The following is a 21464-nucleotide window of genomic DNA, read 5'->3' on the forward strand; positions in this document are numbered from 1 at the left end:
TAAGTTTCGACTTAAAACGGCGGCAGCCTGGAAATGGGCTGCCGCCGTTTGGTTTATGATCCATTTTGGGGATTGGCCGATCAAGAAGCCTTATCTCTCCGTCTAGGGTTGCCGGCTCGGATTCAAAACCTCCCGCCCGCCCATATAAGGCCGCAGCGCCAGCGGAATATAAACGGATCCGTCCTCGCGCTGATGATTCTCCAGCAGGGGAATGAGAATGCGGGGCGTTGCTACGGCCGTGTTGTTCAGCGTATGGCAGAATTGAAGACAGCCGTCCTCCTCGCGGTAGCGGATGTTGGAACGCCGGGCTTGAAAGTCTTGCAGGTTGGACGACGAATGGGTTTCGCCGTAGCTGCCCCGGCTCGGCATCCACGTTTCAATATCGAATTGCTTGTAGGTCTTTTGCGACATGTCGCCGGTGCATACGGCCATGACCTGGTAAGGAAGCTCAAGCAGCTGAAGGATTTCTTCGGCGTTGGCCGTGATCTCCTGCAGCAGGGCTTCCGACAGCGCCGGGTCATTGCGGCATATGACCACCTGTTCCACCTTCGAAAACTGATGCACCCGGTACAATCCGCTGGTATCGCGGCCCGCCGAGCCGACTTCGCTGCGGAAGCAGACCGAAGCCGAGGCGGCTTTGACCGGTCCTTGGCTCAAGTCCACTAGGTCCCCGCTAAAATACCCGATCAGAGGAACCTCCGAAGTGCCGACGAGCCAGCGCTCCTCCCCGGCAATCGGGTAGGTCTGGTCTTCGCCCAGCGGGAAAAAGCCCGTATTTACCATGGCTTCCCGCCCCACCATCAACGGTACCTCGAGGAAATCAAACCCTTTGCGCTCCAGCACGTCCAGGGCAAGCTGCTGCACAGCCCGCTGGAGACGAAAGCCGTCGCCCTTCAGATAATAATTTCGGCTCCCGGCAACCTTCACCCCGCGCTGAGTGTCCAGAATACCGAGCATACGGCCCAGTTCTACATGATCGCGGAGCTCGAACCCGAACTCCGGCGGCAGGCCCCAGCTTCTCACCTTCACATTGTCCGCATCCGATACCCCAACCGGCGTATCCTGCGATACGATGTTAGGCACGAGCAGCAGCAGGCGTTTAAATTCGGAGTCGGCCTGGCTGTACGCTATCTCCGTTTCCTGAATCCGTCGCTTGTTATCAGCAATTTCCGCCCTTAACAGATCGGATTTTGCCTGTCCATCACGCTGCATCGCCGCCCGAATCTCTTCCGTAAGCCTGTTCCTGTTTTGCCTGAGCCGTTCCAGCTCCGCCAGTTCGGCTCTTCTGTTCTTATCCCGTTCCAGCAGCTCCTTGACCGACAGCGAAATCCCTTTGCGGTCTGCGGTTTGCTGCACCTCGTCCGCATGCTCCCGAATCCATTTCATGTCTAACATTTCACACCGTCTCCTTTGTCCTGTAAAAATACAAAAAGCGCCCTCGTCTTTTGGGACGAGGAGCGCTTTGGACTCGCGGTGCCACCCAACTTGACCCTGCCGAGAAAGCGGCAGGATCCTCTTGGTTCCGCGGTAACGGGCGGTGCCGGTTAACTTAGGAGAGCAGATGCGTCAGCATACAGACTCTCTTGACGAGAACGCCTCCGAGTTGGAATCTCTTCACAGGCGTGATCCGAATATGATTTGTATCAGTATAGCTAAACAGAAGAGAGAAGGCAAGGGGCAGTTTAACAGGACTAACGGCTTTTGAGAAAATAGACGTCAGCGGATGTTCCCCTGAAACAGCCGATCTCGTTCCTGTTAGAAGATTAGGCGTTGATGTAAGCACCAAGCAGACGAGCGGTATTGATAACGGCTTGCTTGGTGGTCCGCTCCATCGCATGGGAAGCATGCACGCCAGGACCGATCAGCGCTGCACGGATATTATGGCCGGCGCGCAGCGCAGCCGAGGCGTCAGAGCCGTATTGCGGGTAAATATCGACCGCGTAAGGGATGTTTTCCTGTTTCGCCAGGTCGATCAATTTGCTGGTCATCTGGTAATCATAAGGCCCGCTGGAATCTTTGGCACAGATGGATACGTCCGTCTCCTTGCAGGACAGATCGTCGCCCATACAGCCCATATCCACGGCGATCATTTCTTCGATGCCTTCCGGAATATAGGCGGCTCCATGACCTACCTCCTCGTAGTTGGAGATCAGCATTACTACTTCACGTTTGGGCGTCCAGCCGCCTGTTGCGGCTGATTCGAGCAGACCAAATAGGGCTGCAACGCTCGCTTTATCATCGATGTGACGGGATTTCACGAAGCCGCTATCGGTCACGACAGCACGGGAGTCAAAAGAAATAAAATCGCCGTTGTTGATACCAAGCTTGAGCACATCGTCTTTGCTGTTCACCAGCTCGTCGATGCGAACCTCCATGTTCTTCTCCACACGCGGAAACTCGCGGGCGTCACCGTATACGTGAACCGAAGGATGCGTGCTCATGATGGTGCCGGTATAGACTTTTCCGTCCCGGGTATGGATCTGGCAGTATTCATTTTCGATGCTTTGCATCATAAATCCGCCGACTGAAGAAATTTTAAGCGTACCCTGCGGCGAGATGGACCGGACGATGGCGCCTAACGTATCGACGTGGGCACTGAGACAAAGCGGGTTTGAGCTGCTTTCGCCTTTCAGGCGGAGAATGGCGCCGCCTTTGGCATTGAGTTCAAACGGAATACCCAGCTTGTCCGCTTCTTCTTGAATCAAATTAATAATGTGGTGCGTGAAGCCGCTTGGACTTGGGGTATCCAGCAGTTTCTTGAGCAGGGAAATGACGTAAGGTTCATTAATCTTCATGAATGAGAAAGCCTCCTATGTATAAATTATCAGCGTCCAGTTTCCTTGTCATCGGCACTGGTCTGGCCGGGCGAGATCTGGCTGTCTTCAGCAGAAAGCGGAACAGAACCAGCAGCAGAACCAGAGGAATCAGCAGGGCTGGAAGAATCGGCCGGCACCTTGTCCGGATCGTAGCCCGTTACTTCCTGAATATGAGCGAGTTTGGCATTCAGCTGTTTGATCTGGCGCTGCTGACGGTAACCGCGGTAAATCCCGAAGGCGCCAACGATAATACCGCCAAGCAGAACAGAGCCTAGAATCAGCAGAATCAAAGGCAGCTTCACAGAGCTGAACAATAAATTCACCTCAACCTGCTCGACGTTAATAACGGCAAAGACGGCGGTGATCAGGGCAAAGATTAAAGCCAGAATCAAAGACCATTGAATTTTCAATAGAGAAACCTCCTTCTCTTAGCGCGGGCTGCGTCATCTTTAAGAGGGCTAACAACGTCTTTAAGATGGTAACAGCATCTGTAAAAAGTATAAAATCCCTCACCCCGGGGGCAAGGGATTTATTTAACACCGTTCTACCTGCGATTACTTCGTCAGCTGCTCCATTTGGGCAATGACGTTCTCGAACACGCTCATCGCTTCACGGATCGGCTGAGGCGAAGACATGTCAACGCCGGCTTTCTTCAGAATGTTGATGGAATAGTCGCTGCCGCCGCTCTTAAGGAAGCCGAGGTAACGGTCAACGGCAGGCTGGCCTTCTTCAAGAATCTGCTTGGAGAAGCTTGTAGCTGCAGAGAACCCGGTTGCGTATTTGTATACGTAGAAGCTTCTGTAGAAATGCGGGATACGTGCCCATTCCATTTCAATATCCTTATCCACGGCCATATCGTCGCCGTGATATTTCTTGTTCAGCTCATAGTAGATCGAAGACAGCTCCTGAGGCGTCATCGACACGCCGGCTTCCGCGCGCTCGTGTACGATCTTCTCGAATTCGGCGAACATCGTTTGACGGAAGACGGTTGTACGGAACTGATCCGCGTAATAAGTGAGCAGGTACAGCTTTTGTTTCGGGTTGTCGGCATGCTTCAGCAAATAGTCCATCAGAAGGGCTTCGTTGGTTGTGGAAGCGACTTCGGCCAGGAAAATCGTATACTGCGCATCCCGGTAAGGCAGCGCTTCATCCGAGAAATAGGAATGCAGCGCATGGCCCATTTCATGCGCCAGCGTAAACATGCTGTTCAAGTTGTCGTTGTGGTTCAGCAGCACATAAGGATGTGTGCCGTAAGAGCCCCAGCTGTAGGCGCCGGTCCGCTTGCCTTCATTCTCATAAACGTCGATCCAGCGGTTGTTGAAGCCTTCCTGCAGCTTCGAGGAGTAATTCTCACCCAGCGGCTTCAAGCCCTCGATGCAAAGCTTCTTCGCTTCTTCATACGTAATATCCCATTTGTACTCTTCAACGAGCGGCGCAAACAAATCGTACATATGCAGTTCATCCACACCGAGAAGCTTCTTGCGTAGCTTCATATAACGATGCAGAAGCGGAAGACTTTCATGGATCGTGCCGATCAGATTGTCGTATACATCCTTGGAGATGTTGTCTCCGTACAGCGACATTTCCAGAACGGAAGGGTACTTCCGGGCTTTGGCGTAGAAAATATTTTTGGTGACATTGGCGCTGAGCGTAGCGGCCAGTGTGTTTTTTTGCTTGGCGTATGTTTCATATACAGCTTTAAAGGCACGCTTGCGAACTTCCCGGTCAGGGCTTTCCAGGAACTGAATATAACTGCCGTGTGTAAGCTCAACCTCTTGACCGTCGGCGTTTTTAATTTTAGGAAACTTCATGTCCGCGTTGTTCAGCATGCCAAAAATGTTCTGCGGAGCCTGCGAGATATTGCCGACCTGGGCCAGCAGCGCTTCCTCGGCTTTCGAGAGCACATGGGCTTTCTCGCGTTTGATTTCGGTCAAGGTAAATCGGTAGGCCGCAAGTTCGGGACTCTCAATCAATTTGTCCAGTTCCGCTTCCGGCAGCGATAAAATTTCCGGCGTTACAAAAGAAAGGGCTTCGCTGACTTCAACGCTCAGCTTCTTCGCTTTCTCCAGCAGCGCTTGATATGTAGGGTCGGCTGTATCCTCGTCATGGTGCAGATTGGCGTATACATACAGCCGCTCTGTAGCCTGACCGAGACGGTCCTCAAGTTCGAAAATGGCTTTAATCTGAGGGGCGCTGTCCAGCTTGCCCTCAAAATCGGCCACCTTCTTCAATTCTTTCTTCAGATCCTCATAAGCTTGGTCCCATGCCTTTTGATCGGGAAATATATCCGACAAATTCCAGGTGTTTTCTTTAGTGACTTCTGAGCGTTTAGGCAATGTACTCACGTTTGGTACCCTCCTTGAAAGAATATATGAAGACCTGTCGTCCCGAACCTCTTTGTCAGCGGAACCTGCCTCCACGGGCATAGATGCCGTCAAAAGACAGCAGGCAAGCAGAAGGGAAACAGCTTTCGCTTTCTTCATCTCCAGAGCCTACTTTCATTTTTGACAACTAGTATGCTCCGGGTGGCTGTCAATTATTTGGAGGTTCGCTCAAAGCGCGGGATTTCAGGGAAAAAAACTCATAATGATGAGGATAAAAGCAACTACCACCATAATCAATGAAAAAAGAGCCAGCCCACGCTTGAATTTCGGCGGGATGTTGTTGCGGCTCATCAGGACTATTAGCGCAAGCGCAAAAGCGACAATAACAAAAATCGTAACATCAGAGGAATTCATAACGTCTGTTCCTTGACTCCTTCAATATAAGATCGTGATCCCCGTAATTCGCCTTACACTTCCTGAAAAGCCTTCATCAATTCCTCCCATTCCTGCTCACGGCCGGCAAAATCCTCTTTGGGAAAACGCTGCTGGGCCCAATTCATCAAAGCGGGACGGCTGAGGAAGGTGTGGCATTCTTCGCCCCATTGGTCCGAGATCTCGCGAAGCACCAAAGTTTTGCCCTGGACTTCAACGGTCATCATATTCCATTTGTCATTTTTGTAAATCTCATGCTTTTTAATCATCTTGCGAATTCTCCATTCTTAACTCCTTGTATAGGGAGTCTTCTTTAGGAAATCTTTTTTGTAAAATCATAACCCAGCGCCTGCGGGAAAGCAAATAAATCAAGGAAGGACGCGGCTTTTATTATGTTGGAATCCAGCTGCAAGCAAGCCAAGCAAGCGCTTTAAATCGCTCATTGCATTATGATTAGGGATGAAGTATAATACAGTTATTCGTCCCCGATGACGATATTTTTAGGAGGTTGTTCACTTGAAAGGTACAGTTAAATGGTTCAACGCAGAAAAAGGCTACGGCTTCATTCAAGTTGAAGGTGGCGAAGACGTATTCGTACACTTCTCGGCTATCCAAGGCGACGGATTCAAAACTTTGGACGAAGGTCAAGAAGTTGAATTCGAAATTACTGATGGCAACCGTGGCCCTCAAGCCGCTAACGTAATCAAATTATAAGAAGGCCTCCGCGCTTAAGCGGATAACTTATAAAGTTTAGGTTTCGGCACATGATAAAGGCACAGCTCCTTGCGGGCTGTGTCTTTTTTTGCCGTTTAATAAGGCAAATCCCTCTCGTCTCTTGTATAATGATAGATAACATTTACCTATGGGGGCGGGAAGCGGATCATGGGAACCTTTGAATTTGTTTTTGATCAGAGACTGGGTATTAAGCTTCCGGATTTCACACAGCCGTATGAAGCTTATTCCTATCAGGAGCAGCTTGAAATTGTTGAGAATTGGGAAGAGATAAGAGGAAGGATTCCTTCAAGGGTTATGGAGCTGGAACGGATGATTGAACATAAGCTGCATCAATTAGGCAATGAAGATAACTTTGAATTCTCTTGTGACTTAAACCGGGAAATCGCAGATTTGGCGAGTATTATCAACGATCTTCATATCTGGTACAGGGTATCCGCTGACGTTTCCTCAATTAAACCGCATTTGTGATATAGTTAATTTGTAGAAAGTTATAGGGCATATTATAATTAGGATTGTTTTGTTACGGGTAACCCGACAACGTTGTGGAGGCAAAGCATTGATAGAACTTAACAAGAGCCGCCATCAAGTGCCGAGCGATCCGCTCCGTCTGATGAGCCGGGTATATAAATTCATATTGCCAACCGTCAAGACGGAGTTGAGCCGGATAAGACAGCATGCTTCTATAATTCCCGATCCAGAACTGCGCAAGCAGGCTTTGGCCAGCATCCAGACCAAAGAATTCCATTGCCAGGGCGGCAGTGTATATGCGGCGGCCAATCTTCCGCAGCGGCATGTGCTGATTCCGTTAATCGTAGCTTTTCAGACGATCAGCGATTACCTGGATAACCTTTGTGACCGCAGTACATCCATGGATGCAGACGATTTCCGCCTCATCCATCAGTCCATGCTTGACGCTGTTATTCCTGACCGTGAGCCTGCGGATTATTACGCGCTTCGCACGGAGAAGGAGGATGGGGGATATCTCATCGGACTGGTGAATCAGTGTAGGATGTGCATTCGGGAACTGCCGGGTTATTCTGCGGCACAGCCCTATCTTGTAGATCTGGTAGGTTTATATATTGATTTACAGGTGTACAAACACATCAAACCGGAAATGCGCGAGCCTGCGCTGCTTGCCTGGAGACAGAAACATCAGGAAAGGGCTCCGCACCTTCATTGGAACGAGTTTGCGGCAGCAACCGGCTCGACGCTCGGCATGTTTATGCTGTTTCTGTCGGCCTGTGATCCTGACCTGGATGAGCAAGCGGCCTCAACGGTTCATAAGGCGTATTTTCCACATGTTTGCGGTCTTCATATTATGCTTGATTATTTAATCGATCAGGCTGAGGACCGGCTGGGCGGGGATTTGAATTTTTGCAGTTATTATGAAAGCGACAGCGAAACGCTGACCCGGATTGAAATGATTGCGGCATCGGCCAGACAGGATATTAAATTGCTTCCGGTTTCTTCCTTTCACCGGATGATTATAGAAGGGCTGCTGGCGTTGTATCTTTCGGATCCAAAGGTGGGCCAGCACATGGAAATCAAGGAAGTATCCCGCAGGCTGATGAGGAGAAGCCCGCTTACAAGGCTATTCTTCTGGGCCAACAGCAGGTGGATACGAAAGTTTCTGTAGCAAATCAGCTTAAGCTGCGAAACATCTCTTCGGACGTTGCGAGCTCTCCCCCGGGCTTATGACGAAAGGATTGGGTTTATTTCATTTGAGGAGGAAAACATATGTCAGCAGTAAAAAAAATTGCAATTTTAACGAGCGGTGGCGATTCCCAGGGAATGAACGCAGCAGTGCGCGCCGTCGTCCGCAGCGCTATTTTTCATGGGATTGAAGTTTATGGAGTTCAAAGGGGTTATCAAGGACTGCTGAACAACGATATTTTCTCCATGGATATTCGGAGCGTCGGTGATATTATTCAGCGCGGGGGAACCATTCTCCAATCGGCACGTTGTCTCGAATTCAAGACCCTTGAAGGCCAGCAGAAGGGTGCGGCCATTTTACGCGAACGCGGCATTGACGGACTGATCGTGATCGGCGGGGACGGCTCTTATCAGGGGGCTGCCAAACTGAGCGCGCTTGGTATCAAAACGATGGGTCTGCCGGGTACGATTGACAACGATATTTCCTTTACGGATTATACAATCGGATTCGATACCGCCGTTAATGTTGTGGTGGACGCTATTAACAAATTACGTGATACGATGTCTTCGCATGAACGTTCTTCGGTGGTTGAAGTTATGGGCCGCCACTGCGGGGATATTGCCCTGCATGCGGGACTCGCTTCCGGTGCGGAGACCATTCTTATTCCGGAGGTTCCTTACGATCTGAATGAGGTTGCCGACCGGATGAGACAAAACTTCGAGCATGGTAAGAGACACAGTATTGTTATCGTGTCTGAAGGGGTTGGCCGTGGTGAAGACGTGGCCGATGCGCTCAAGGAACGTTATCCAAGCATTGACCCTCGTGTAACGGTTCTGGGGCATATCCAGCGCGGAGGATCCCCAACGCCGTTTGATCGCAACCTTGCAAGCCGTCTCGGCGATTTTGCCGTTCGGAAGCTGATCGAGGGCGACTCCAACAAAGCCTGCGGCGTCATTAATGGACAGCTTGTGGCAACGGATATTGAGAAAGTCGTCAAAACGAAAAAAGACTTTAACATGGAGATGTACGAATTGGCTCAGCGTTTGTCCCAATAAGGGACTTTGCTTGGCTGCGATCTCCAATGTAGAAAGGCCTTTAGGAAGTTATGTCTTCCCGAAGGCCTTTTTTGTGCTCCTGGCTTTGGCGTGGATGATTACTTGGCTGTAGGGAAAACTTAAACTCAAATGTCCTTACAGAGTACACAACCGGGAGAACAAACCTGTCATAGCGTTTTTAATCCTTGAAAAATTGGATAATAACACCTTATAAGGTGTTATTATGATGTGGGAGCGGATTTTGTGACCAAGATATTCCTGGGCCGCACTTCGATTATTTGTGCTGTAATTATTCTGTGTACAGGTTTTATCCTTTCTGCTTTAGAATCGGTACATGATACCGCTACGATGTATGCTGGAGGCGGTTCTTTTACGTACAGCATCTTTAATATCAACTGGTTCTGGTTCATTGTGCCTGTAATTCTGATTGTGATTGGTTTTTCTCTCCTATACTCGCGCGCGAGGAATAGAAGGGCAAAAAGGGTTCCCAGCTTGGGAACCCTTTTTTATAGCGCGTTAGGAGGGCAGCCGAAGGGCCTGCCGCCGCTCTACCTGTCTTAATCGGAACAACAGCAGAACGGCTGCAATCGCAAGGCCGGTGATCAGGCCGACCCAATAGCCGTAAGGGCCGAGGTCTGTATATTTAGACAGAATAAACCCTAAAGGCAAGGCGGCGCCCCAATACGAAAGCAAAGTAATCCAGAACGCTGAGTTGACGTCTTTGTACCCCCGAAGAACACCTTGAACCGGGGTCGCAATCGCATCGGAGATCTGAAAGAATATCGCGTAGATCAGAAAATGTTTCGTCATGGCGATCACAGCGTTATCGGTGGAATAAAGCTCCGCCACATCTTGGCGGACGATCATAAGAACGGCGGCGGTGATCAGCGACAGCAGAGCTGCGGAAATGACGCCGATTCGGCCGTAAAGCTTGGCGTCTCTCAGGCGGGATGCCCCGGTTTCATAGCCGACGAGGATCGTCAGGGCTGAACAGATGCTGAGTGGAATCATGTACAGGGTCGAAGCGAAATTGATGGCCGATTGATGGGCAGCGATGGTAATCGTGTCAAATCCGCTCATCAGCAAGGTTACGGCCGCAAATACGGCTGTTTCAAAGAAGATCGCGAACCCGATCGGCACTCCGATCTTAAGCAGCTCTTTCCATTTGGCCAGGGAGATCCGGTACCAGTTCCGCAGAAGATTATATTCCCTGAAAGTAGAGGTCTGCCGAACGATAAACAGCGCCAGAATGAAGATGCACCAATAGGTGAAAGCGGAAGCTACCCCGGAACCGATGCCGCCGAGTTTAGGAAATCCGAATTTCCCGAAGATTAGCACATAGTTAGCTGCTACGTTGATAGGCAGCGAGACCAGAGTGACAACCATGGAAATCCGGGTTTGACCCAAGGCGTCGATGGAGGATCTGAGCACGACATATCCGAACAGCGGAAGAACTCCCGTCCCCATAGCCGTCAAGAAATAAAAGGCGACATGGTGAACCTTTGGCGTTAAATGCATGGCATTCAGAATCGGGGAAATCAGCAGCGCTCCCGCTGCGATGACGATTAACCCGACAATAACCGCGAGCATCAGGCCCTGCATGACCTGATAGGCTACTTTGTTCTTGTGTCCTTCGCCGATCAGATGCGAAATCACAGGGGTTACTGCCATTAAAATTCCGCTTAATCCGGTTTGAACAGGCACCCAAAGGCTTGATCCAACGGCAGCTCCGGCCAAATCCTCAGGACTGGCATGACCAGACATGACGGTATCAAAGAAGGTCATAAGCGACATCGTAACCTGGGTAATTAAAATAGGGATCAAGATCTGCAGGAAAAGGATATATTTCTGTTTAAACGTCGCTGTTGGTTTCATAAGATAATTAAAAGCTCCGATCCATAAAAGGTTACAAGTCATGTAAAATTTTATTCAAGTGAAATTCTATTTTAGTAGATCCGGCTCATTTTGAACAGGGGACAATTAGCCAATTTAAAAAAGCCGCCTCCATAGGAGACGGCTTTCATTCCAAAAAACCTAAGGCTCTTCAATTTCAAAAAGAGTAATGCCCTTTTTTTAATGAAGCAAACTTGTGTTTTGATGTTCGCAAATGCTGTACTGCATAATTTCCATCGCATCTTCTTGTTCCAACATTTTAAAGCCGTCTCTCAGCATGATGATGGAATCCAGTTCTTGTTGTTTGAAGAACGGCAGCATGTCGGGAAACCACTTTATGACGATTTGTTCCAGTTTGACCGTTTCCATTTCCACAACAACCACTCCTTCTCCTTTGGAATCATTCGTTCTGCAATAAACAGAATCATTCAAGATCATCGGAAAAGCAAAGTCTGTGAAATTAGGGACCGAACAAGTACAACTCATAAAAAGGTGAAGAACCGGCGCACGTTTATTGTATCACAACTCAGGGATAAAAGCAGGTAACATCTACCCGTTTTACGATAGGCTTATACCTGTTTCGCGATAGGCTTGTTCCTGTTTTACAGGAGGCTCGCCTGCAGCCTTGCCTTAAGTTTGCCTGTGTGCTAACGTCTGCGAAACGCTCCCATAACGCCGACCGTCTCCACAATGTTCACGAATGCAGTAGGGTCTGTTGCTTTTATTATTTCACGAAGTTCTGCCAGTTCATACATGGTAGTGACTGTCATGAGCATATCTTTTTCCTTATGTGAAAATGCTCCTTCCGTTTTGATCAGCGTTACGCCACGTGGATGAGTCAGTAATCGTTCGAGCAGGGCCTGCGATTCATTAGTGATGATGTAAACCGTGATCTTGATATGCCCGACATGGATGAAATCCAGCACTTTGCCCGTGATATAAAGCGAAAGGATGGAGGCCAGTACTAGATTCCAGTCTTGATTGATATACCCCATGGCCAGGATGACCAGCGCGTTCATCCCGACAAGCACGTTGCCGATCGGGAAATCCCGGTACCTGGTAACAATGGACCCCAAAATATCAAAACCGCCCGACGATCCGCCTACCCTGAAGGATATGCCGCTGCCAAGACCAACCAAAACGCCACCAAACACAGCTGACAGTATGTTATCGGTAGCTACTGCTGTACTTGGAATGACTGCTACAAACCAAGTGACGGAGACAACGGACAAAATGCTGAGCAGAATAAAACGTCTTCCAAGAAGGAAAAGCCCCGCTATCAGCAGCGGGATGTTGAAGGTAAAATATAAAATACTCAAATTAATAGGCGTTATATAATTGACCAACATGGACAATCCGGATACTCCTCCGCTTAGCAGCTGATGCGGAACGAGAAACAGATTGAAACCTGCTGCAATCAGTGCAGCTCCGATAATAACAACTAAACCATTCCTTATTTCCTTAAGCAAAGACTTTCACCTCATCGTTGAATTTACCTTTTTAGAGCAACTGGTGTTTTGTGAATGTTTTGTGATATACTAATAAAGATATTCTTGAGTAGGTAGTGATTTCCATCTACGCAGAAGAGACCGGAAGCATTGTTTCATTTGAAACCGTGCCGTTTAGATATGTTTAAGATCGTCCTAGGTTGAATTTAGTTTGTCCGTGAAAAATTTTAGGTTCGTTGGGACAGTCTATAAACGTTTACCGCTACTTAAGAATAACGTCAAGATTGTGGAGTTGTCCACCATATAGAAGGAGTTTGAACATATTGAGCACATTCTCAGAATTCGGCCTTGAGCCAAAGGTATTGCAAGCTATTACGGAACTTGGTTTTGAAGAAGCGACACCCATTCAGGCTAAATCCATTCCGTTTGCAATGGAAGGCAGAGACCTGATTGGCCAGGCACAAACGGGTACAGGTAAGACAGCTGCATTTGGTCTTCCATTGATTAACAAGATTCCACGGGAAGAAGAACGCATCGTTGCACTGATCATGGCCCCTACTCGTGAGCTTGCGATTCAGGTTGCTGAAGAGATCGGCAAATTGTCCCGTTTCAAAGGAATCCGTTCCCTGCCTATTTACGGCGGTCAGGATATCTCCCGTCAGATCCGCGCTTTGAAGAAGAAGCCGCAAATTATCATCGGTACACCAGGCCGTTTGCTGGACCATATTAATCGTAAAACCATCAGACTGGACGACGTGCAAACGGTTATTCTTGATGAAGCGGATGAAATGCTGGACATGGGCTTCATGGAAGACATTCAGGCGATCTTGAAAATGGTTCCGGATGAGCGCCAAACAATGTTATTCTCTGCTACAATGCCGCCGAATATCCAAAAGCTGGCACAGCAATTTTTGAAAAATCCGGAGCATGTATCCGTGATCCCTAAACAAGTCAGCGCTCCTTTGATCGACCAGGCTTATATCGAAGTGAACGAACGTCAGAAATTCGATGCCTTGTCCCGCTTGCTTGATATGGAATCCCCTGAGCTTGCTATCGTCTTCGGCCGGACCAAACGCCGGGTTGACGAACTTGCCGAAGCTTTGCAGAAGCGTGGTTACTCTGCGGACGGCCTGCATGGCGACTTGTCCCAGAATCAGCGCGATACCGTAATGCGCAAATTCCGTGACGGCAGCATCGATGTCCTGGTAGCAACAGACGTTGCAGCCCGCGGTCTCGACGTTTCCGGTGTAACGCATGTCGTTAACTTTGACCTTCCGCAGGATCCGGAAAGTTATGTTCACCGTATCGGTCGTACAGGCCGTGCCGGTAAAGAAGGCGCAGCTTATTCCTTCGTTACCCCGCGCGAAATCGATCATCTGCATTTCATTGAACGGGTAACACGCCACCGCATTCCACGCAAACCTTTGCCAAGTATTGCTGAGGCAATTGAAGGCAAACAACGGATTACGGCTGAACGTTTGATCGATATCGTGGAAAGCGGAGAGCTGAACGAATATAAAGGGATTGCGATTCAATTGCTGGAGCAATATGATTCCGTCAACCTGCTTGCAGCAGCCATCAAACTGGTGACAGGCGGCGACAAGAACGAGAACTCTCATATCGAGCTGACTCCGGAAGAGCCAATTCGCGTGAAACGCCGCAAACCGGATATCCGTTCCAGCGGACGCAAGCCTTCCGGCTACGGCAACCGCAGCAACGGCGGCGGTTCTTACAAACGGGACAACCGTGAAGGCCGCGGCTTCGGCAGCGGCAAAGGCGGTTACAGCAAAGAAGGCGGCGGTCGTGACTACAATCGTTCGTCCTCCTATGACCGTAAACCTCGTCCAAGCGGCGGCGGCGAACGCCGGCCATACAACCGCAGTGAAGAGAACAAATAAGCAGAGTCTCTAAAGCTGAAGAGTGAATGAACAGGGCAGTGCCACCCGGCGTTGCCCTGTTTTCTTTTTTTTGAGGCAAGATAGAGGAATTCTCTCAAGTTGTGGAGCTTTTTTTGTGAATTAAACCAAAGTTTTAAGCGGTTTTCAGAATTTACCGCGTGCCAAACTGGATTGCTAATGTCGAATAAGGTATAGTTAAAGTAGAGACAGTTTATGAATGGCGAGGGGGAGGACTTACTTGGAGTTTAGAGGAGTTATGGGCGGCTTGTACCGCATCACGGAATGGATTATGAGAATCGCAGGCAGCAACCTGCTTTGGCTGGTGTGTTCATCTCCGTTTTTATTTTTTCTGCTGACTAAATATTTGATGATTGTGAATGGACTGGAGAATGACGCATCATCGCTTTACGCCATGGCAATCTTGGCACCGTTTACATTGTTCCCGGCTACGGCGGCTTTGTTTACGGTAGTCCGCAAATGGGTCATGGGTGAGTCGGATGTGAGCGTTACCCGAACCTTTTTTAGAGGTTACAAAGAGAACTACAAACAAAGTATGATCGGCGGGATTTTCTATACCCTGCTCTTTGTCATTATGGTGATCGATTATCGGGTTTACATGGTCAAGACGCAGAATCTGCAACTGATCGGCATCATTATGCTGCTGCTGCTTATTTTGCTGCTGGTTTCCTTGTTTAACTTCTTCTCGATGGTGGCGCACTATCATTTGAAAACAACGACAATGCTGAAAAATGCGGTGCTTCTGACCATCATACGTCCTTTCCGCTCGTTCTCTACACTGGCGGGAGCTGCGGTGCTTTTGTTCCTGACAGCTAAATTTACCTGGCTGATTATTTTTGGCACGGCTTCGCTTATTGCCTGGCTCGCATTCCTGAATTTCTTTGCGACTTATACCAAGATGCAGGCTCAGATTGCCAAGATGAATGAAAAGGCCGAAGCGAAGGCGGCGGCGGAAGCCAACGGTTCGTTAGAAGCAGAAGAGCCTAACTCCGATGCAGGCCAGGATAAAGATCCGGATAAAAGATCATAATCATGAGGTCCTAAGGGTTCTGGATCGAAATAAGCTTTGGAGATTTTTTCAAGCGCGGAATCCCCGGTAGGTTGGTTTACTTTTACCGGGGCAAGCTCTATAATGAATATACATCCTGCGATGTGCGTTGCGGTTATTTGTTGTTTTGAACCAATGACAATGTCTAGGGAGACTTATATGTTCCAAACTGCTGGAAAGCCCTATCTACATGATAAGGGGAATTCAAAGGTTTGGCTGCGGTCACCCACCTGCTGAGCAGGTTCACGGACACTGTAACCGGACGGCATATGCGGGACCCTAAACTTATTCATTATAGCGCCGATCCGCCTTTGGGCTGGATGGGTGCTTTTTATTTTTGTGAATGTTACAATGACAGCAAATCATGATATTGTCGGATTTGACGGAGGAGGAAACGGTTTTGTCGCTAAAAAGAACGTTAACCGGGTTGTTCCGCAGTGTGGAAGGAACGAGTGACCGGGCAAAGGTGCCTGAGCTGAAGACACGTTATTATCAGCTTTCCAAAGATAAATTGTGGGATGAGGTCAGCTCCACACTCAAGAAGGTGCCGGGCTACAAGGTCGTTCATGAAGTGCCTTCCGTAGGCGAGATCTTGCTCGAGAAAAGAACGGCTTTCGGCCGGGTCATGGATATTACGGTTTCTCTCGTCGGGACCGGCCCTACACGGAGCGCGATTGACATTTATTCCGCTACCCGCGGCTCTTTGGGTGACCTGGGGGCAAATTACCGGAATATTCAGGGATTGTTCAGCATATTAGATAAGAAGCTGAGCCGTTACAAAACATCGGCCTGATTATGAGCAATTAGGTCCTATAATGACTGAACTATAATGACTGAATAAAATAATAAAAGCGAGTCCGATATGCCGGTGCTCGCTTTTATTGTTATTACGGGATCTTGACTTACGGGTCTTGAACCCGTGGATATACGTTGTTTTTCTACTACAGAAGTGCTTCGACAGCGGCGATGGCTTTGTCGTAATCCGGATGTTCGGACATTTCGCCCAAGTATTCAACATAGCGGATCGTATTGTCCGCATCGAGGACAAAGATGGCACGATGGTCAAGCTGGAATTCCTTGATCAGAACACCATACGCTTCGCCAAAGGATCTGTGTTTGTAATCGGATAAAGTGATGACACGATCGATACCGGCAGCTCCGCACCAACGGGCTTGAGCAAATGGAAGGTCTACACTGACCGTAAGTACAGCTACCTGGTCGCCGAGATCATGGCCTTCTTGGTTGAAACGGCGTGTCTGAGCATCGCAGACACCGGTGTCCAAAGAAGGAACGACGCTGATTAGCTTGATTTTGCCTTCGAAATCCTTCAGGGAAACTTCTTCAACCAGGCTTTTGCTGAGCGTGAAGTCAGGCGCTTTATCACCGACTTTAAGTTCAGGACCTACCAGTGTGAGCGGATTACCTTTGAAAGTAGCAGCATTTGCACGTTCTTGTGCCATTTTTATATTCCTCCTCTGGTTCATCTGTTAGAGAAACACCAAGGAAAGCTCGAAATGCAGGGTCTTTCGTTGGTATTTCGTGCCAAAATCCATTATAATCGTTTTGAAAAGCGCTTGTCCAATAAAATGAAAAATGCATCACCAAAGGAAGGTAAGTATGATATTTATTCGTTATGAGAACTGGAGAAGTTATCTGAAATATTATCCGGTTACTTCACTAATCCTGGTCATTAATCTGGTTATGTATTGTGTTCTGCTGTTTAACGGCGGAGCGGGCAATATGGAAACCCTATTCCGCTTTGGGGCCGTTGGATCTGAGCTTCCGTACAGCCAGGACTGGTGGCGGTATGTGACCGCTATTTTTCTACATCTGAACTTCTCGCATCTCTTGTTTAATTGTTTTGCTATTCTAGTATTTGCGCCTCCGCTGGAACGTTTACTGGGCTGGTGGCGGTATTTACTCGTATATTTGGTAAGCGGGGTGCTCGGCAATGCACTGAGTATGGCCTTCTACCGGCACGCTATGGAGTATACGCTTTCCGTAGGCGCTTCAGGCGCAATCTACGGGGTATATGGGGCCTTTTTATATATTGCCCTTTTACAGCGCAACCTGATCGATGAAGGCTCCAGAAAAACGCTTTACGCGATTCTGCTGGTAGGAATCATCTTTTCCTTCGCCATGACCGGTACGAACTGGATGGCCCATTTGGGAGGTCTAATCGGCGGATTTTTTGTATACGGGCTTTTGATTCGTCTCACCAGACGTTTTAAAACTTAACCATTATTTACTTTAGGCAAAGCGATGCAATTCGGAAATGGAGCGAACAACCGAGTGGAACTAAGACAACTGCAGTATTTTGTTAAAGTAGCAGGCAAGGAACACGTTACACAAGCGGCGGAGGAGCTGCACGTTGCTCAATCCGCAGTCAGCAGGCAGATTCATCAGCTTGAGAAAGAGCTGGGAGTAGAGCTGTTCAAACAGAAAGGCAGAAATTTGCAGCTGACAGCGGTCGGACAGCTGTTCTGCACCAGGGTCGAATCCATCCTTAAGGATCTGGACCGGGCCGTTGCTGAGGTTCATGAGTTTCTGGATCCGGAACAGGGGGAGATCAGGCTCGGGTTCCCGCACAGCCTTGGCGTTCATTTGCTGCCCGTGATCATTGCGGAATTCAAGAAACGGTATCCGAATGTCAAGTTCCGTTTCAAGCAAGGGATGTTTACCACGCTGATCCGGGATGTGACGGAAGCCGAAGTGGACTTGGCTTTTATTTCTCCTTTCCCGGATCATCATGAACAGGTATCGGGGGATGTGGTGCTGACCGAGGAGCTGTTTGCGATCCTTCCTCCCGGTCATCCGCTGGCCGGTGAAAGCGAAATTACACTGCATCAATTGAAGGATGACAAGTTTATTTTATTCAGCAAAGGTTATTCGCTCCGGCCGATTGTGCTTCATGCCTGTCTGGAGGCGGGGTTTACGCCCAAAATTGCCTTTGAAGGCGAAGAGACGGATACGATCCGAGGTTTGGTGGCGGCAGGAATGGGCGTAAGTCTGCTTCCGGAGATGGCTTCTTACCATAACGGAAACCTGGCTCCAACCCGGGTGAAAATATCAGCTCCCAAAGTAACACGTACGATTGGCCTTATCTATCGATCCGATGACAAGCTTCCGCTTGTCGCTCAGTCATTCCGAACCTTCCTTCTGGAGCATTTCAACGTCAAGCCCTGTCCGGAAGCTGACAAATAACGTAAAACAAGAACACCCGCAAGGCCATGGGCCCTGCGGGTGTTCTTGTTTTTCCTGATGTTTCCGTATAAATTATTCTCGGTTATTGTTGGTAAAGATAAGGATATAGCGCAGAAGCTCCAGTACGGAGATAAGCGCGGCAGCGACATAGGTCAAAGCAGCAGCGTTCAGCACTTTGCCGACGCTTTTGGATTCGCTAGGGGTGACATAACCTTGCTCCAGCATAATTTTGCGCGCGCGGTTACTGGCGTTAAATTCGACTGGCAGTGTAATGAGCTGGAAAGCCACGGCCACGGAGAAGAAGATAATGCCGAGTCCAAGCAGATTAAAGGCGCTGAACAAAATGCCGGCAATCAGCAGAAAAGGAGCAACGCCCGATGCAAAGTTCACAATCGGGAAGATGCGATGTCTGAGCACCAGCATCGGATAATGAACCTTGTGCTGGATGGCATGACCGACTTCATGGCAGGCTACGGAAACGGCGGAAATAGAACGTTCGTAATAAACCGGTTCCGACAGACGTACAACTCGGTGAATCGGATCGTAGTGGTCTGTCAGGCTTCCGCGTACCGGTTCAATCGGCACATCATAAAGTCCGTTGGCATCCAGCATGCGCCGTGCGGCTTCCTGTCCGGTCATGCCGCTGTAGTTGGGGACCTCGGTATATTTGTTGAAAGTTCCCTTTACCCTGAATTGGGCCCAGAGGGAGAAGATGAACGCAATGATGATTAAAATGTACATACCGTCAAAATACATGTGTCATACCTCCGTAATTTAAAGTGTTGTCATGTGAAGGGTCCATGATTCATTAATAAACGGAGTGCTTCAATGCAAGCCAAGCTGGAAGGCATGATATGCGTGTAAACCTTATTGGCCTGACCAGGCTTAAGCTGGGAAATCAAAGGCTCTAGCTCCTTGACTTCACGCTCCAGCTGCTGCAGATGAAGCTCGAGCGAGGTCAGCTTCTCCGAAACCTGCTCTTCGTTGATATCCGTTAATTCCTCAAGTCTGGCGCGGATCTCCTCCAGTGTGTACTTTTCTTGTTTCCACTGGTTAATACGTTCCAGGCGGTTTAAGGTTTCAAGACTGTACAGCCGATAATTTTTGTGCGTTCTTGTCTCCGGAGAAATCAATCCCAGCTTTGTATAGTAATCAATAGTTCGTTCGCTGACGCCTGCGGCTTTGGCCAGTTCCCCGATTCGGTACAATTTTATAGTCCCAAATGTATCACTCCCTGTCCTAACCGTTCTTTAATAAGTATATGTTTTTTTATATATAGTATAATACAGGATTTGAAAGTATACAGTCAAACGTCATGCTTTGAAACATGATTTCAATATATGATTGAGAAAATTTATTTATTCGTAATTAACATTATGTGTTAGGTATTTGAGAAACTACGAATTATTTTTCAAGAAATTAAAAAAATGTTGTTGTCAAGTTACTAGGTAATTGATTATAATCGCTTTAACATAAAAAAACATGTAAAGAAACATGACATTAAGGAGAGGGTTATATGAGGAAGAAGTGGTTGTTAAGCTTGTTGACTTTCGGTTCACTATTTGCAGTTCCGGTCTCCGCGTTTGCTGCAGATGACGTAACTGCACCGGCAGTTGAAATCGGTGTGAACTCCTTGTTTGTATTTCTGGCTTTTGTGCTTGTCTTCTTTATGCAGGCTGGTTTCGCTCTACTTGAAGCTGGATCCGTACGTATGAAAAATGCCGGCCACGTAGCCGGTAAAACCGTTCTTACATTAGGGATAGCCGTTATCGCTTTCTGGGCCCTCGGTTTTGGATTCGGCTTCGGCAATGGCAACGGATTTTTTGGCTACGAGGGTTTCTTCTTTGGAGGAAACGCAGACACTCCTTCATTTGATGCATTAACTGCAGCCGGAGTGCCGATGGTGATCATGTTTCTGTTTCAATTCTCTTTCGCGGCTGTTTCACTGGCGATCGCCTGCGGCGGTATGGCCGAACGCGCGAAGCTGAGTGTTTACATTATCTTCGGACTTTTGTTTATGATTATCATTTACCCAATCATCGCTCACTGGGTATGGGGCGGCGGATGGCTGGCCGAAATGGGCATGCAGGACTATGCGGGCTCGGCAGTCGTTCACTTGACAGGTGCGACAGCGGCTCTGGTAGCAACCTTCCTGCTCAAACCGCGCCTTGGTAAATACAATAAAGACGGTAAGCCTAACAGCATTCCTGGACACAACCAAGTGCTCTCCGTATTGGGTGTAATCATTTTGTGGTTCGGCTGGTTCGGTTTCAACCCGGGCAGTGGACTTTCCGCTATGAACGACGGATTTTTTGGCTATGTAGCCCTGACTACTAACCTGGCTGCTGCCGCAGGCGGCGTTGCCGCGCTGCTGATTTCCTGGGCGGTGTTTGGCAAAGCGGACATCCCTAGCATGCTGAACGGTGTATTGGCGGCGTTGGTTGCTATTACGGGTTCATGTGCATTCGTAGAACCGTGGGCGGCCATCGTAATCGGGGTTGTAGCAGGCGTGTTGACATTCTTTACAGCTCAATGGTTTGAAAAAGCAGGGCTGGATGATCCCGTTTACGCATTCTCCGTACACGGCATCGCCGGTATGTGGGGCGCTTTGTCCACCGGTTTCTTCGCAACAGGCGATCTTGCTGACACGGTTGGCGTAGGTCAAGCCGGTTTGTTCTACGGCGGCGGCTTCCACCAGCTGGGTGTTCAAGCTTTGGGCATGGTCGGAACGTTCGTATTCGTCCTGGTGCTTTCCTTCATTATTCTGGGGATCATCAAGGCTGTTACAGGACTACGTGTCACTGAGGAAGAAGAGACTATGGGACTTGATATCAGTGAGCATGGCACTTATGGTTATCCGGAACAAATGGGTTTGCTTAATAACTCCGGCAGAGATATTAGTAAATAAGGATGATCTGGTGCTCTAGCAATGTTGATCT

General features: G+C 48.7%; 22 protein-coding genes and 1 other RNA gene. 11 read left to right on the forward strand and 12 right to left on the reverse strand.

What is annotated here, in order from left to right; all coding sequences use genetic code 11:
• Positions 1–102: 102 nt before the first annotated feature.
• From serS to CBE73_RS21375, 6 genes are all read right to left on the reverse strand, one after another.
• Positions 103–1395, reverse strand: coding sequence for a serine--tRNA ligase (gene serS, locus CBE73_RS21355; protein ID WP_094095962.1), 1293 nt, complete (start codon positions 1393–1395; stop codon positions 103–105).
• A gap of 368 nt (positions 1396–1763) precedes the next feature.
• The gene (locus tag CBE73_RS21360; protein WP_094095963.1) at positions 1764–2795 is read right to left on the reverse strand and encodes a M42 family metallopeptidase; all 1032 of its coding nucleotides are present in this window, start codon (positions 2793–2795) and stop codon (positions 1764–1766) included.
• Between the two features lie 29 nt (positions 2796–2824).
• Positions 2825–3226 (reverse strand): LapA family protein, encoded by a 402-nt coding sequence (locus tag CBE73_RS21365; RefSeq protein ID WP_094095964.1) that lies wholly within the window; start codon positions 3224–3226, stop codon positions 2825–2827.
• Between the two features lie 144 nt (positions 3227–3370).
• On the reverse strand, positions 3371–5161 hold the full coding sequence (gene pepF / locus CBE73_RS21370) for an oligoendopeptidase F (RefSeq protein WP_094095965.1): 1791 nt from the start codon (positions 5159–5161) through the stop codon (positions 3371–3373).
• 222 nt (positions 5162–5383) lie between these two features.
• The gene (locus tag CBE73_RS22020) at positions 5384–5554 is read right to left on the reverse strand and encodes a hypothetical protein (RefSeq protein ID WP_157739639.1); all 171 of its coding nucleotides are present in this window, start codon (positions 5552–5554) and stop codon (positions 5384–5386) included.
• A gap of 53 nt (positions 5555–5607) precedes the next feature.
• Positions 5608–5841 carry a hypothetical protein gene (locus CBE73_RS21375; RefSeq protein ID WP_094095966.1) on the reverse strand — a complete coding sequence of 78 codons (234 nt, stop codon included), beginning with the start codon at positions 5839–5841 and terminating at the stop codon, positions 5608–5610.
• A gap of 247 nt (positions 5842–6088) precedes the next feature.
• Between CBE73_RS21375 and CBE73_RS21380 the strand changes: the two genes are divergently transcribed.
• From CBE73_RS21380 to pfkA, 4 genes are all read left to right on the forward strand, one after another.
• Positions 6089–6286, forward strand: a complete 198-nt coding sequence (locus tag CBE73_RS21380) for a cold shock domain-containing protein (protein ID WP_094095967.1) — start codon at positions 6089–6091, stop codon at positions 6284–6286.
• Positions 6287–6454: 168 nt separating this feature from the next.
• Positions 6455–6775, forward strand: coding sequence for a hypothetical protein (locus tag CBE73_RS21385; protein WP_094095968.1), 321 nt, complete (start codon positions 6455–6457; stop codon positions 6773–6775).
• Positions 6776–6863: 88 nt separating this feature from the next.
• The gene (locus tag CBE73_RS21390) at positions 6864–7943 is read left to right on the forward strand and encodes a tetraprenyl-beta-curcumene synthase family protein (protein ID WP_094095969.1); all 1080 of its coding nucleotides are present in this window, start codon (positions 6864–6866) and stop codon (positions 7941–7943) included.
• 101 nt (positions 7944–8044) lie between these two features.
• Positions 8045–9016, forward strand: coding sequence for a 6-phosphofructokinase (pfkA, locus tag CBE73_RS21395; RefSeq protein WP_094095970.1), 972 nt, complete (start codon positions 8045–8047; stop codon positions 9014–9016).
• Between the two features lie 516 nt (positions 9017–9532).
• Here the strand turns inward: pfkA and CBE73_RS21400 are convergent.
• The 3 genes from CBE73_RS21400 to CBE73_RS21410 form a co-directional block, all read right to left on the reverse strand.
• Positions 9533–10891: an MATE family efflux transporter gene (locus CBE73_RS21400; RefSeq protein ID WP_094095971.1), complete on the reverse strand. Its 1359-nt coding sequence runs from the start codon at positions 10889–10891 to the stop codon at positions 9533–9535.
• Positions 10892–11089: 198 nt separating this feature from the next.
• Complete coding sequence (locus CBE73_RS21405; RefSeq protein WP_094096463.1) at positions 11090–11284, reverse strand: hypothetical protein; 195 nt, start codon at positions 11282–11284, stop codon at positions 11090–11092.
• Positions 11285–11556: 272 nt separating this feature from the next.
• The gene (locus CBE73_RS21410; RefSeq protein ID WP_094095972.1) at positions 11557–12378 is read right to left on the reverse strand and encodes a YitT family protein; all 822 of its coding nucleotides are present in this window, start codon (positions 12376–12378) and stop codon (positions 11557–11559) included.
• A 302-nt stretch (positions 12379–12680) separates the two neighbouring features.
• Here CBE73_RS21410 and cshA point away from each other — a divergent pair, with 302 nt between their 5' ends.
• The 4 genes from cshA (at position 12681) to CBE73_RS21430 (ending at position 16114) form a co-directional block, all read left to right on the forward strand.
• Positions 12681–14255 carry a degradosome RNA helicase CshA gene (gene cshA, locus CBE73_RS21415; RefSeq protein ID WP_094095973.1) on the forward strand — a complete coding sequence of 525 codons (1575 nt, stop codon included), beginning with the start codon at positions 12681–12683 and terminating at the stop codon, positions 14253–14255.
• A 238-nt stretch (positions 14256–14493) separates the two neighbouring features.
• The gene (locus CBE73_RS21420; RefSeq protein WP_094095974.1) at positions 14494–15303 is read left to right on the forward strand and encodes a YesL family protein; all 810 of its coding nucleotides are present in this window, start codon (positions 14494–14496) and stop codon (positions 15301–15303) included.
• Positions 15304–15412: 109 nt separating this feature from the next.
• Positions 15413–15603: non-coding RNA, 6S RNA (gene ssrS, locus CBE73_RS21425), on the forward strand.
• Positions 15604–15721: 118 nt separating this feature from the next.
• Positions 15722–16114 carry a DUF1499 domain-containing protein gene (locus CBE73_RS21430; RefSeq protein ID WP_094095975.1) on the forward strand — a complete coding sequence of 131 codons (393 nt, stop codon included), beginning with the start codon at positions 15722–15724 and terminating at the stop codon, positions 16112–16114.
• 148 nt (positions 16115–16262) lie between these two features.
• Here CBE73_RS21430 and tpx read toward each other — a convergent pair whose 3' ends face one another.
• Complete coding sequence (gene tpx, locus CBE73_RS21435; RefSeq protein ID WP_094095976.1) at positions 16263–16781, reverse strand: thiol peroxidase; 519 nt, start codon at positions 16779–16781, stop codon at positions 16263–16265.
• Positions 16782–16938: 157 nt separating this feature from the next.
• On the opposite strand from tpx, the gene CBE73_RS21440 reads away from it, so the two are divergent.
• Positions 16939–17559 (forward strand): rhomboid family intramembrane serine protease, encoded by a 621-nt coding sequence (locus CBE73_RS21440; RefSeq protein ID WP_094095977.1) that lies wholly within the window; start codon positions 16939–16941, stop codon positions 17557–17559.
• 54 nt (positions 17560–17613) lie between these two features.
• Complete coding sequence (gene gltC / locus CBE73_RS21445; protein ID WP_094095978.1) at positions 17614–18525, forward strand: glutamate biosynthesis transcriptional regulator GltC; 912 nt, start codon at positions 17614–17616, stop codon at positions 18523–18525.
• A gap of 72 nt (positions 18526–18597) precedes the next feature.
• Here gltC and CBE73_RS21450 read toward each other — a convergent pair whose 3' ends face one another.
• Together CBE73_RS21450 and CBE73_RS21455 are read right to left on the reverse strand one after the other, a co-directional pair.
• Positions 18598–19281: a zinc metallopeptidase gene (locus tag CBE73_RS21450; RefSeq protein ID WP_094095979.1), complete on the reverse strand. Its 684-nt coding sequence runs from the start codon at positions 19279–19281 to the stop codon at positions 18598–18600.
• A 29-nt stretch (positions 19282–19310) separates the two neighbouring features.
• On the reverse strand, positions 19311–19739 hold the full coding sequence (locus tag CBE73_RS21455) for a MerR family transcriptional regulator (RefSeq protein WP_094095980.1): 429 nt from the start codon (positions 19737–19739) through the stop codon (positions 19311–19313).
• Positions 19740–20041: 302 nt separating this feature from the next.
• Between CBE73_RS21455 and CBE73_RS21460 the strand changes: the two genes are divergently transcribed.
• Positions 20042–21433 carry an ammonium transporter gene (locus CBE73_RS21460; protein ID WP_094095981.1) on the forward strand — a complete coding sequence of 464 codons (1392 nt, stop codon included), beginning with the start codon at positions 20042–20044 and terminating at the stop codon, positions 21431–21433.
• The last annotated feature ends 31 nt before the right edge of the window (positions 21434–21464 follow it).

The sequence above is a fragment of the Paenibacillus physcomitrellae genome (genome assembly GCF_002240225.1).
In the GTDB taxonomy this organism is placed as follows: domain Bacteria; phylum Bacillota; class Bacilli; order Paenibacillales; family Paenibacillaceae; genus Fontibacillus; species Fontibacillus physcomitrellae.

Coding starts and splice junctions, on each gene's coding strand:
- CBE73_RS21385 (WP_094095968.1), top strand. CDS start 6,455: ATGGGAACCTTTGAATTTGTTTTTGATCAGAGACTGGGTATTAAGCTT.
- CBE73_RS21375 (WP_094095966.1), bottom strand. CDS start 5,841: ATGATTAAAAAGCATGAGATTTACAAAAATGACAAATGGAATATGATG.
- CBE73_RS21400 (WP_094095971.1), bottom strand. CDS start 10,891: ATGAAACCAACAGCGACGTTTAAACAGAAATATATCCTTTTCCTGCAG.
- CBE73_RS21440 (WP_094095977.1), top strand. CDS start 16,939: ATGATATTTATTCGTTATGAGAACTGGAGAAGTTATCTGAAATATTAT.
- pfkA (WP_094095970.1), top strand. CDS start 8,045: ATGTCAGCAGTAAAAAAAATTGCAATTTTAACGAGCGGTGGCGATTCC.
- CBE73_RS22020 (WP_157739639.1), bottom strand. CDS start 5,554: ATGAATTCCTCTGATGTTACGATTTTTGTTATTGTCGCTTTTGCGCTT.
- CBE73_RS21460 (WP_094095981.1), top strand. CDS start 20,042: ATGAGGAAGAAGTGGTTGTTAAGCTTGTTGACTTTCGGTTCACTATTT.
- CBE73_RS21360 (WP_094095963.1), bottom strand. CDS start 2,795: ATGAAGATTAATGAACCTTACGTCATTTCCCTGCTCAAGAAACTGCTG.
- CBE73_RS21450 (WP_094095979.1), bottom strand. CDS start 19,281: ATGTATTTTGACGGTATGTACATTTTAATCATCATTGCGTTCATCTTC.
- serS (WP_094095962.1), bottom strand. CDS start 1,395: ATGTTAGACATGAAATGGATTCGGGAGCATGCGGACGAGGTGCAGCAA.
- tpx (WP_094095976.1), bottom strand. CDS start 16,781: ATGGCACAAGAACGTGCAAATGCTGCTACTTTCAAAGGTAATCCGCTC.